A 12,249-nucleotide genomic window follows, 5' to 3' on the forward strand; every position below is an offset into this window, starting at 1 on the left:
AGGACACCTTTCCGGCGAGCTCCTGCGCAGGCCTTGCGGCGCGCCCGGAGCCCGGCGGAGATGGTTCGCCCCCGGCGCCAGCGAACGCGCGCCGCGGCGCGGACCGTCCGCGTCTAAAGCCGGGGAAAGGGCATGCGCCCTAGCCCTTGTCAAGCGGACAGTCCTGGTTCCTTCCCCCCAAAGCGTGCTATCAGCACCTCTCGGCGAGAGCGATGCAACGGGGGGACCGTCGTCTCGGGACCGACAACCACGAGACGCGCAGTGAGCCAAGGCCCGATTTCACCCGAGACCCCGACCGCCTGCGCCCCCTCGTCCGCCTCCGAAGCCACCGGGCCCATGTTTGTCGACGAGGCCGTGTCCGCGGCGCAGCGCCGTGGCGCCCCGCTGTTCTTCATCGCCATCGGCGTGCTGATCGTCATCTGCGTGCTTGCCGGCGCCTCGTGGCTCACCCACTCACTCTATGTCCAGAGCCATGAGGAGCACCGCAGGGAGCTGCGCAACCTCGCGCTCACCCTCGCCAACCAGACCGAGCGTAGCCTGCAGGGGCTCGAGCTGGTGCAGCGCTCCATGGCCGAGCGCATCGCCGCGGCGGAGATCTCCACCCAGCAGCAGTTGCGGTCCCTGATGGGAACCCCCGAGATCCACCAGCTCATGCGGGAGAAGATCTCCGGCCTGCCGCAGGTGGATGCGGTGACCATCATCGACCGCAACGGCGATCTCGTCAGCTTCTCACGCCGCTGGCCGACGCCGATGATCAATGTCGCCATGCGCGACTATTTCACCGCTCTCTCGGCCGAGCCTGCGCCCACCAGCTTCATCAGCACGCCGGTGCGCAGCATCGCCAGTGGCGCCATCACGATCTATGTCGCGCACCGCCTCAACGGGCCGGATGGCCGGTTCCTCGGCCTGGTGCTGGGCGCCATGCAGCAGGCCTCGTTCGAGCACGATTTCAGCACCATCGAGCTCGGCGCCTCCGGCCTGATCGCCCTGGTGCGCAACGATGGCACGGTGCTGGCGCGGGTCCCGGCCAGCGTCGGCAGCACGCCGCAGCCCGATGCGGGCCGCGCGCGCATCGCCGCGCTGCTGCAGAACCTGCCGGACGACGGCGCGGTGCCCGAAAACGTGCTGGATGCCCAGAAGCGGGTCGTCGCGGTGCAGCCGCTCGCGCACCACCCACTGGCGGTGGTGGTGAGCGACACCGCCGACGGAATCGACCATCAGGCCTGGAAGGCCATTCTGCCCATCGGCATCGCCGCCCTGCTGGTGTGCTGGGTGGTGGGGCTCATCGTGTTCCTGGTGGTGCGCCAGATCGCCCGCGAGCGCGCGTTCGCCGAACAGGAGCGGGTGCGCGCCTGCACCGATGCCCTCACCGGACTGCCCAACCGCCTCGCCTTCACCGAGGAGCTGACCCGCCGGCTGAAAGGCGAGGCCCCGACCCTGGCCCTGCTGTTCATCGACCTCGATTATTTCAAGACCATCAACGATACGCTGGGCCATGACGTGGGCGACACGCTGCTCCAGGGCGTGGCCCAGCGGCTACGGGGGGTGATGCCGGCGCAGAGCATGGTGGCGCGCCTGGGCGGAGACGAATTCGCAGTGGTCTGCCGCCAGTGCGCCGACGAGACGGAGGCCAAGCGCGCCGCGCAGCGCCTGATCGAGGCCCTGCGGGAGCCATTCGACCTCACCGAGCACAAGATCCTGACCGGCTGCAGCGTGGGTATCGCGCTGGCCCCGCGCGACGGCAGCGATGTGGCCACCCTGTTCAAGTGCGCCGACCTGGCCCTCTACCAGGCTAAAGGCGAGGGACGTGGCAACGCCCAGCACTTCCACCCCGACCTCAGCATTTCCGCGCAGGCCCGGCGCCAATTGGAGATCGACCTCGACACGGCCTGGCGGGAGCACGAGTTCAGCGTCGTCTACCAGCCGATCTTCGCCGCCACCACGGGCCGCCTCGCCGGCTTCGAGGCGCTGCTGCGCTGGCACCATCTCACCCGGGGCGACGTGCCGCCCGAGCAGTTCATTCCGGTGATCGAGGAATCCGGCCTCATCCTCCAGATCGGCAAGTGGATCCTGGAAGAAGCCTGCCAGGCCGCCACCGCATGGCCGGAAGATGTCTTCATCTCGGTGAATGTCTCGCCGGCCCAGTTCCGCGGCGGCCGGGCGGAGCAGGATGTGGAGGCCGCCCTGGCGCACAGCGGCCTCGCGCCCCAGCGGCTCGAGCTGGAAATCACCGAATCGCTGCTGCTGCAGGCCGATGCGCCGCTGCGGCGCATCCTCGACCGGTTCCGCGCCCGCGGCCTCTCTCTCGCCCTCGATGACTTCGGCACCGGCTATTCCTCGCTGCGCTACCTGCGCGACCTGAATGTCAGCCGCCTGAAGATCGACCAGGGGTTCATCGCCCATGTGGTGGAGGACCGGCACACCTTCGCGGTGGTGCGCGCCATCATCAGCCTCGGTCTGGCCCTCGATCTGGAGATCACCGCAGAGGGCATCGAAACCCAGGCGCAGGCCCAGCTGCTGCGCGAGGAGGGCTGCACCCATCTGCAGGGCTTCCTGCTGGGGCCGCCCATGTCGGCAGACAGCGCGCGGGCCCTTGCCACCGGCACGCGCACCGGCCCATGAAGCAGGACGGATGACGATACACGGGGCGTGACGACACCAACGCCCATGACAAAATCACGCCACAATCCCTTTCGTCGGGCCAAGGGCCCGGATATGGTCAAGTTTATGGATCTCATCACCTCGAACGACGCGCTGGCGGCCGCCTGCGAGCGTCTTGCCCGTCATCCCTTCGTCACCGTCGATACGGAGTTTCTCCGCGAGACCACCTTCTGGCCGAAGCTCTGCGTCGTGCAGCTGGCCTCGACCGAAGAGGCCATCGTGGTGGACGCGCTGGCCGAAGGCCTCGACCTCGCGCCCGTCTATCACCTCATGGCCAACGAGCGGGTCATGAAGGTGTTCCACGCCGGCCGGCAGGATATCGAGATCATCTGGCACCAGGCGCGCCTCATTCCCCATCCGGTGTTCGACACACAGGTGGCGGCGATGGTGCTGGGCTATGGCGACAGCGTCTCCTACGACCAGCTGGTGCAGCGGGTGTGCGGGGAAGCCATCGACAAGTCGTCCCGCTTCACCGACTGGTCGCGCCGGCCCCTCAGCCCCGCGCAGCTCACCTATGCGGTGGCCGATGTCACCCACCTGCGGGACATCTATGTGAAGCTCACCACCGACCTGGATGCGCGTGGGCGCGGCGAATGGGTCGGCGAGGAGATGCACACCCTCACCTCCCCCACCACCTATGAGCAGGATCCCGACAGCGCCTGGGAGCGCCTGAAATCGCGGGTGCGCAAGCCGCGCGAACTGGCGGTCCTGGTGGAGCTGGCGGCCTGGCGCGAGCGCGAGGCCCAGAGCCGCGACCTGCCGCGCGGGCGGGTGCTCAAGGATGACGTGATCGGCGAGATCGCCGTCCAGCAGCCGCAGACCCCCGACCGTCTCTCCGAACTGCGCTCGCTACCCAAGGGCTTCGAGCGCTCCCGCTATGGCGAGTCGGTGCTGGAGGCGGTGAAGCGCGGCCTCGCCCGCGATCCGCGCACCCTGCCGCGCATCGAGCGCAGCAAGGCGCTGCCCAACGGCGCCAGCGCCACCGTCGAGCTGCTCAAGGTGCTGCTGCGCATGACCGCCGAGCAGAACGCCGTGGCCGCCAAGGTGATCGCCACCACCGAGGACCTGGAGCGCATTGCCGTCGACGATGACGCCGACGTGCCGGCCCTCAAGGGCTGGCGGCGCGAGCTGTTCGGCGAACGGGCCCTCGCCCTCAAGGCCGGCCGGCTGGCGCTGGCGGTGGAAAAAGGGCGCGTGGTGGCGGTGGAGCCATCCGCCGGGGACGCCCAGGCCTGACGCGCGTCTCCACGCCGCGTGCGACGCACCGCAAACCGGCCCTCCCGAGAGCCCCGGTCGCAGGTTCAAAGGATCCTGCGCGGAACGTCCCCCGCAGGCGGGACGTGGCTCAGTCCACCATTTCCGTCAAAGGTTCGCGGCCGATCAGGCGGGCCAGCTGCCGCAGGCGCGAGAGCACCCGCTCGTTGACCAGGGCGGCGAGCGCGCGGGGCACGCTCAGCACCAGCTGATCCCCGCGCACCTGCAACGGCACGCGCGGCAGGATGCCCGGCATGGCGGCGGACAGCAGATAAGCCACCCGCATGGCGCCGCCGAGGATGCGGGCGCGGTCCAGCATGCCGGTGGTCACCAGTTCCAGCAGCCGCGTCTCCGCATCGTCGGCACCGATGCCCACATGGCGGAAATAGACCGACAGGGCCACATAGGCGCGCCCGGCGTGGTCGAGCCCGGCGAACGCCGCATGGGCGATCATGTTGAGGCTCTGCTCGCCGCGATAATCGGGATGGGCCCGCCAGCCCACGTCGGAGAGCAGGCAGGCGGCCCGGCGCAGGCGGGTTTCGTCCTCCGCCTCTTCCAGCACCGCGGAGGAGGCGAAGAAGGCGTCGGTCCAGGCCACCAGCTCCTCGCCATGGCGCGGCGAGCGCGAACGCAGCACGTTGAGCTCAGCGGCCGCCACCAGCAGCGGATCTTCCGCCCGCATCTCAGGCGCCATCAGCGCATAGAGCAGGCCCTCGCGCACACCGAGGGCGGAGATGACCACCTCGGACGCGCGGCCCTGGCGCACCAGGTTTTCCAGCACCAGCGCACCATAGGCGAGCAGCGGCCGGCGGGCATCGGAAATCACGTCGATATGGGCGAGGGTCTCGGTATCGGCCCGGTGCACGATGCGGGTGAAGTCCAGCGCCTCGCGGGCGGGGATCACATAGCCGTGCATCACGTGCAGCGGATACCCCTTCTGGAACATGTGCAGGCGCGCCAGCGCCCGCCAGGTGCCGCCCACCGCGTAGAAGGTGCGCCCGGCCATGTCGTCCAGCACCCCGGCGTCGGACATGGTCTCCTTGATGATCTTCTCGGCCCGGCGCGGCGAGCGCGAGGAGCGATCCTGCAGGGCGAGGCCGCCGAGTGGCAGGGTGATGCCGGTGCCGATCTGTCCGCCCTTCACCTCCACCAGCTCCAGGGACCCGCCGCCGAGGTCGCCGACGATGCCGTCGGGTCGATGGATGCCGGCGAGGATGCCGCTGGCGGCCAGTTCCGCCTCGCGCCGCCCGGTGAGCAGCTCGATGGGCGCGCCGCAGATGGCCTCACATTCGGCGATGAAGGCGGGGCCGTTCTCGGCGTCGCGCGCGGCCGCCGTGGCCAGCGGATAGACCGCCCCCACCTGCATGGCGTCGCACAGGGCGCGGAAGCGCTTGAGGGCGGACAGGGCCCGCACCACCGCATCTTCCGCCAGACGGCCGGTGGACAGCACCTCCCGACCGAGGCCGCACAGGGCCTTTTCGTTGAAGATGGGCGTCAGCGCCCGGTTGAGCCCTTCATAGACCACCAGCCGCACGGAATTGGAGCCGATGTCGATGACCGCCACCGGCGCCCCATCGCCCAGGCGACCAGGGGCGCGATGGGCCGCGTCGGCCGGCTCAGCGGCGGACGAGAAGGCTGCGCGGCGAAGAATCCTTGAGAGATTTTCCACGTCCAGACAAGCTCGGGTTGGTCATGAAATACTGATGGGCGTTGAACGGCTCTTCGCCCGGCGCCGGGACTATGCGTTCCGACGAGCCATCCGGCAACACCCGCCAGCTCTGCTGGTTGTCGATAAGGTTGGCAACCATGATCTGGTCGAGCACCTGCTCGTGCACCGTCGGGTTGGTGATGGGGCACAAGGTCTCCACCCGGCGGTCGAGATTGCGCGGCATCAGGTCGGCCGAGGAGATGTAGACGATGGCCTGCGGGCTGGGCAGCCCATGGCCGGCGCCAAAGCAGTAGATGCGCGAATGCTCCAGGAAGCGCCCGACGATGGATTTCACCCGGATGTTCTCGGAGAGGCCGGGGATGCCGGGGCGGAGGCAGCAGATGCCGCGGATGACACAATCCACCTGCACCCCCGCCCCGCTCGCCTCATAGAGCGCGTCGATGATCTCGGGGTGCACCAGGGAATTGCACTTCAGCCAGATGGCCGCCGGCCGGCCGGCCTTGGCGTGCTCGATCTCCTCGCGGATGTTGTCGAGCAGCCGCGCCTTGAGGCCGATGGGCGACACCGCCATGGCGTCCAGCTCGCCGGGGGCGGCATAGCCGGTGATGAAGTTGAAGATGCGCGCCACGTCCTGGGCGATCACCGGATCGGCGGTGAAGAAGGAGAGGTCGGTATAGATGCGCGCGGTAATGGGGTGGTAGTTGCCGGTCCCCACGTGCACGTAGGTGGCCAGCGAGCCGCCCTCCCGGCGCACCGCCATGGAGAGCTTGCCGTGGGTTTTCAGCTCGATGAAGCCGAACACCACCTGCACGCCGGCCCGTTCCAGATCCCGGGCCCAGCGGATATTGGCCTCCTCGTCGAAGCGGGCCTTCAGCTCCACCAGCGCGGTCACCGACTTGCCGGCCTCCGCCGCTTCCGCCAGCGCCTTCACGATGGGGCTGTCGGAGGAGGTGCGGTAGAGGGTCTGCTTGATGGCGACGACATTGGGGTCGCGGGCGGCCTGACGGAGAAACTGCACCACCACGTCAAAGGATTCATAAGGGTGGTGAACAAGAATGTCCTTCTCGCGAATGGCCAGAAAGCAGTCGCCGCCGTTTTCACGAATGCGCTCGGGAAATCGCGCATTGTAGGACTTGAACTTGAGGTCCGGCCGATCCACCGAGACCAGCTGGGAAAACTCGTTCAGCGACAGCACCCCGTTCACCACGAAGATCTCGTCGTCATGGACGCCGAGCTCGCGGGCGACGAAATTGCGCAGCTCTTCCGGCATCAAGGCATCGGCCTCCATGCGGATCACCTCGCCATAGCGGCGCTGCTTCAGCGCAGTCTCGAACAGGCGGACGAGGTCTTCCGCCTCTTCCTCGATTTCGAGGTCGCTGTCGCGCACCACCCGGAACACCCCCTGCCCCTTCACCTCATAGCCGGGGAAGAGCGAGGAGATGAACAGGCCGATCATCTGCTCCAGGGTCATGAAGCGCATGCCGGGCGTGACCGCATGGTCGGGCAGGCGGATGAAGCGCTCCACCTTGGCCGGCACGCGGATGAGCGCGTTCATGCCGCGCCCGTCGCCCTGGCGCGCCAGCTGCAGCGCCAGCGAGAAGCCGAGATTGGGGATGAACGGAAACGGGTGGGCCGGGTCGATGGCGAGCGGCGTCAGCACCGGAAATACGTGATTGAGGAAATGGGTTTCCAGCGCCGCCCGGTCCGCGGCGGTGGCGTCGGCCCCGTCCACCAGCACCACGCCGGCGGCGGCCAGGTCGCCGCGCAGCTCGCGCCAGCGCACCTGCTGGTCGGCGATCAGCTGGGCGGCGCTCGCCATGATCTTGGTGAGCTGCTCGGAGGGGGTGAGGCCATCCGGGCTCTGGGTCTGCACCCCCTCGCGAATCTGCTCCTTCAGGCCGGCGACGCGGACCATGAAGAACTCATCGAGATTGTTGGCGGAAATGGAGAGGAAGCGCAGCTGCTCCAGCAGCGGGTGGCTGCGGTTGGAGGCCTCCTCCAGCACCCGGCGATTGAAGTGCAGCCAGGAAATCTCACGGTTGATGAAGCGATGGGGCGAGTGCGCCAGAGCCAGCACCGCCTCCGAACCGTCGGCCCCTTCCGGGAGGATCTCGTCTTCCACCACAGCTGCGGCCTCTCTTGCGCTCATCGTCGGCTCCATCGGTTCGGGCGGACCATGGCCATGTTAGATGACTACTCTATGACGCGGCGGCATTCAGCCCCGCCGCTTCTCTCCACCGCCGGAAGCCTCGTCCTCCGGGCCGTCTTCTTGCGGGCCGTCTTCTTGCGGGCCGTCTTCTTGCGGGCCGCCTTCTTCCGGGCCGTCCACCTCCCCGCCATCGTCCTCCCCGCCGTCCTCGGTGCCGTCCTCTTGGGCCGCAAGGTCGGGATGGTCGCGCAGCACCTGCGCGGCCAGGCTGCGGGTGACCGGACGATGGGCCGCCAGCGCGGTCCGGTCCAGCGCCTCCACCACCCGCTGCGCCCCCGCCACCGTACGGGGAATGCGCAGCAGCAGATAGCTCACCGTGGCTTCATCCACCGCCACCTGGCGGTCGGCGAACAGCTTCACCAGCACCGCCGCCAGCAGGGCATCGTCGGCGGCGGCGATCTCGAACAGCGGCACCGCCCGCAGCCGCGAGGCGAGGTCCTTGGTGGCCAGCACCAGTTGCGAGGGCGGCAGGCGCGCGGTCATCAGCAGGAAGGCATGCTGCTCGCGGGCGAGGTTGAGCAGATGGAACAGCGCCGCCTCCTCGAACGGCGCCGCGTCGAGATCCTCCAGCACCAGCGCGCCGGACGCCAGCGCCTCGGGCACCTGCGCCCGCGTCAGGTCGCTCGCCCGCATCACCCGCGCATGGGCGCGCTCGGCGAAGATGGCGGCCAGATGGCTCTTGCCCGCCGCTTGCGGGCCGATCAGGCACACCACCCGGGCCGGCCAGTGCGGGAAGGCATCAATGAGGGCAAGCGCCGCCGCATTGCCCGGCGCGGCCAGGAAATCCTCCCGCCGCAGGGCCGGTTCGGCGGGCAACAGGAGCGGCAATTGCCGGACTGGAGGGTGTCCAGCCATGGCGTCACCGGGGTTCCGGCGTCTCACCCGGGCCTCGATAGAGGGTCGAGTTGAGATATTTGCCAACGGCGAAGCGCGCCGCCACGCCCACCACCGCCGTCAGCGGCACCGCCAGCAGCAGGCCGACGAAGCCGAACAGGTAGCCGAAGGCGAACAGGGCGAACATCAGCCACACCGGATGCACGCCGATACTGTCGCCCACCAGCTTGGGATACAGCACATAGCCTTCGATGGTCTGGCCGAAGATGAAGATGGCGAACACCGTGGCGATCATCCCCCAATCGGGAAAGAACTGGACGATGGCGACGCCCATCGCCAGCACCAGGCCGGTGAGCGAGCCCACATAGGGAATGAACGACACCGCCCCCGACACCAGGCCGATGAGCAGGCCGAAGTTGAGCCCGGTCATGGACAAGGCGATGGCGTAATAAAGGCCCAGCAGCAGGCACACCAGCGCCTGGCCGCGCACGAAGCCGGCCACGGCACCATCCATCTCCCGCGCCAGGTCGCGCAGCACCGGCCGCTGCTGCAGCGGCAGCAGCCGGTCCACGAAATCCAACATATTGTCCCAGTCGCACAGGATGTAGAACATCACCACCGGGGTCACCACCATCAGCGCGAACATGGAGACCAGGGCCTGCCCCCCCGCCCACACCGAGGACAGAAGCCCCAGCAGATAGGTGACGCCCTGGGTCATCAGCTCCGAGATGGAGCGCTGCATGTCCGGCAGCCGATCGCCCACAATATGGCTCAGCCATTCGCGGTTCTCCTCGGTGAACAGGCCCTGCAGGCGCGCCACGTAGGACGGCAGGCGCTGGGCGAACTCGAACAGCTGCGAGGTCAGGATCGGCAGCACCACCAGGAAGAACAGCACCACCCCCAGCAGCATCACCACCACCACCGCCAGCGAGGCGATGGTTCGGCCAATGCCGATACGGCGCAGCCGCATCACCACCGGGTTGAGGAAATAGGCCAGCACCAGGCCCACCACGAACGGCAGAAGGATGCCGCTGAGCAGCCACAGGCACAGCACCAGCACCACCAGGGCGCCGATCCAGAACCGCAGCTGAATGCGTCCCAGCATGGTGCCTTCCGGCACGGGCTCATGCGCCGACGCCTCCGGGGCCGCCGGGACGCGGCCGGTCGAAGCAGGATCTGCCGGAGCCCGATCGGCCGGCCCCATCAACTCGCCATGTGACGCATCCATGCGGCGAGATAGGCAGCGGCGGAAAGACCCGTCAAGAGGCCAACCGCCGTCAGGCCCAGCGCGAACGCCTGCGGCAGATGGATGGCGAAGCCGGAGCTCGCCAGCACGAAGGCCGCAAAGGCGATCTGCGCAGCGGTGTTCACCTTGGACACCAGAAGCGGCGCGATGGTGACCGGTTTCGCCATCACCAGCGACAACACCACGGCGCCGATGATCATCACATCCCGCGACACGACGGCGATGGCCACCCACCGCGGAATGAGCTCCACCACCGCCAGCGCCACATAGATGGAGATGAGCAGCGCCTTGTCGGCCAGCGGATCGAGATAGGCCCCGAGCTCCGTCTGCATGTGGAAGCGCTTGGCGATGAAGCCGTCGAGGCCATCGGAGATGCCGGCGGCCAGGAACAGCCAGAACGCCAGCTGGGTCTCCCCCACGCCGATGGCCCAGACCACCGCCGGCACCAGCAGGATCCGCACCACGGTGATGGCATTGGGCAGGCTGACGCTGCTCATGCCCGCTCTCCACACGCACCCGACACCGGACACACCCTCTTCACCGCCACGCACCCCGACGCCCTGAACCCGGCAACCGACTCAGGCCGGCCTGCGCTTCAGCGCCAGCGGGCCGAAGCCCTGCTGCGCCGCCATCGCCTGGATGCGGGTGATGTTCACATGGCGCGGCTGGCTGCACGCGAACAGCACCTGCTCGGCGATGTCATCGCCGCTCATGGGCGTGGCGCCGGCATAGACATTGTCCGCCTTGCCCTGGTCGCCATGGAAGCGGACCACCGAGAATTCGGTCTCCGTCAGCCCGGGCTCGATATTGGTCACCCGCACGCCGCTGCCATGCACATCGGCCAGCAGGTTAAGGGCGAACTGCTTCACGAACGCCTTGCTGGCCCCATACACATTGGCACCGGGATAGGCATAGTCGCCGGCGATGGAGCCGGTGAGCACAACATGGCCCTCGCCGCGCGCGATCATCGCCGGCAGGGTGGCCCGCACCGTGTAGAGCATGCCGTTGATGTTGGTGGCCACCATGGTATCCCAATCCTCGACCTTCGCCGCGTAGGCGGGCTCGAGGCCCATGGCGAGGCCGGCATTGGCGAACACCACGTTGAAATCGCGGAACGGCGCCGGCAGCTCCGCCACCAGGCGCTCGGTGGCGGCCAGGTCGCGGGTGTCCAGCACCGCCGTGTGCACCCGCGCACCGAATTCCGCCTGCAGGTCCGCCAGCCGCTCGGCGCGCCGGCCGACCGCGATCACCCGCGCGCCAGCCCGCGCGAAGCGACGGGCGGTGGCGGCGCCGATGCCGGACGTGGCGCCGGTGACCAGCAAAGTGAGGGTCTTCGGGTCGAGCATGGAGGTCATGGCCATCTCCCAGAGGGACCGCGCGGCCCCTGCCGCGCCGATCCGACCAAAGGCGGATACCGTCCCGGGTGGATAACGCGGCTTAACCATGGCGTCCATCCGCACCGGTGATATGGTATCACGGTAATCCAACAGCCATGGTCCTGCCATGTTCTGCGGGAAGTGTGGCCGGATGCGCGACGGGTGACGGCTGCGACAGCGCCGCGACAGGTTGCGATCCGAACGTCAGCGGGAACCAAGGGCCATCGTGCGCCGCAGCGGGGGCGAATCGATGGGCCGGGGTCGTCGTGTTGCGGAACACGTCCGGAGAGGAGTGGATGCAGTTGGTTTCTGAACGGGTGCGATCGAGCACCGCGACCACCGTGGCGGCGGGTGGGTTGGCGGCAGCTCTCGTGATGGTCCTGGCGGGATGCAGCACCGAGCTCGACGGCTTCGGCAGCAAAACTTCGGCTGTGGAGGCCAATCGGGTGATGGCGGCGCCTTCCGGCGCGGTGGAGACCTCGCCGGCGCCGTCCCCGGCGACCACCAGCGCCAGCGTCGCCAGCGTGCCCGCCGCCACCTCGGCGGCCGAAGCCATCACCCCCCGCGCCACCGCCAACGCCGTTCCCCTCACCCCGCCACCGGCCAATCCCGGCGCCACCGCTTATGCCCCCAGCGCCGCCAAGGAGCAGCTCTCCGGTGCCTGGAGCTTCAGCTGGGACAATGGCCGCTACAGCTGCCCGGTCACCCTCTCCACCACCCGCGGCCTCAGCGGCATGGCGGCACAGGCGGATGTCTCCTGCCCCAGCGAAATCTTCATGACCAAGGGCTGGGACACCATGGGGCCGGATCTGGTGCTGCAGAATCATCAGGGCAAGGTCACCGCGCGGCTGCAGCCCGATGGACCCAATCGCTATACCGGCATCATCGCCGACACCAATCAGCAGGTGACCCTGGCGCGCTGAGCCGCCCTCCCCGCGCACAAACACGAACCGCCGCAACCCCTCCGGGTGCGGCGGTTCGTGTTTGTGCGCGCGGTCGT

9 protein-coding genes are annotated in these 12,249 nt (G+C 68.5%); 3 read left to right on the plus strand and 6 right to left on the minus strand.

Translation table 11 applies throughout. The annotated features are described in order from the left end of the window. Positions 1-261 precede the first annotated feature (261 nt). Complete coding sequence (locus MEU52_RS03400) at positions 262-2,622, plus strand: putative bifunctional diguanylate cyclase/phosphodiesterase (protein ID WP_238120139.1); 2,361 nt, start codon at positions 262-264, stop codon at positions 2,620-2,622. A 105-nt stretch (positions 2,623-2,727) separates the two neighbouring features. Beyond that, positions 2,728-3,897 (plus strand): ribonuclease D, encoded by a 1,170-nt coding sequence (gene rnd / locus MEU52_RS03405; protein ID WP_238120303.1) that lies wholly within the window; start codon positions 2,728-2,730, stop codon positions 3,895-3,897. Positions 3,898-4,006: 109 nt separating this feature from the next. On the opposite strand, the gene ppx is transcribed toward rnd, so the two are convergent. From ppx to MEU52_RS03435, 6 genes are all read right to left on the minus strand, one after another. Further along, on the minus strand, positions 4,007-5,479 hold the full coding sequence (ppx, locus tag MEU52_RS03410) for an exopolyphosphatase (protein ID WP_238120138.1): 1,473 nt from the start codon (positions 5,477-5,479) through the stop codon (positions 4,007-4,009). A 52-nt stretch (positions 5,480-5,531) separates the two neighbouring features. Then, on the minus strand, positions 5,532-7,733 hold the full coding sequence (locus MEU52_RS03415) for an RNA degradosome polyphosphate kinase (protein WP_238120137.1): 2,202 nt from the start codon (positions 7,731-7,733) through the stop codon (positions 5,532-5,534). Between the two features lie 66 nt (positions 7,734-7,799). Then, on the minus strand, positions 7,800-8,648 hold the full coding sequence (locus MEU52_RS03420) for a chromosomal replication initiator DnaA (RefSeq protein ID WP_337927086.1): 849 nt from the start codon (positions 8,646-8,648) through the stop codon (positions 7,800-7,802). A gap of 4 nt (positions 8,649-8,652) precedes the next feature. Next, positions 8,653-9,732 carry an AI-2E family transporter gene (locus MEU52_RS03425; RefSeq protein WP_238120136.1) on the minus strand — a complete coding sequence of 360 codons (1,080 nt, stop codon included), beginning with the start codon at positions 9,730-9,732 and terminating at the stop codon, positions 8,653-8,655. 98 nt (positions 9,733-9,830) lie between these two features. Beyond that, entirely contained in the window at positions 9,831-10,370 is a 540-nt protein-coding gene (locus MEU52_RS03430) for a CDP-alcohol phosphatidyltransferase family protein (RefSeq protein WP_238120135.1), read from the minus strand. Positions 10,371-10,451: 81 nt separating this feature from the next. Next, positions 10,452-11,228: an SDR family NAD(P)-dependent oxidoreductase gene (locus tag MEU52_RS03435; RefSeq protein ID WP_238120134.1), complete on the minus strand. Its 777-nt coding sequence runs from the start codon at positions 11,226-11,228 to the stop codon at positions 10,452-10,454. Positions 11,229-11,545: 317 nt separating this feature from the next. Between MEU52_RS03435 and MEU52_RS03440 the strand changes: the two genes are divergently transcribed. Further along, entirely contained in the window at positions 11,546-12,172 is a 627-nt protein-coding gene (locus tag MEU52_RS03440; RefSeq protein WP_238120133.1) for a protease inhibitor Inh/omp19 family protein, read from the plus strand. The last annotated feature ends 77 nt before the right edge of the window (positions 12,173-12,249 follow it).

Origin of the sequence: Xanthobacter sp. NM-25, from assembly GCF_022138605.1 — a bacterium.
In the GTDB taxonomy this organism is placed as follows: domain Bacteria; phylum Pseudomonadota; class Alphaproteobacteria; order Rhizobiales; family Xanthobacteraceae; genus Xanthobacter.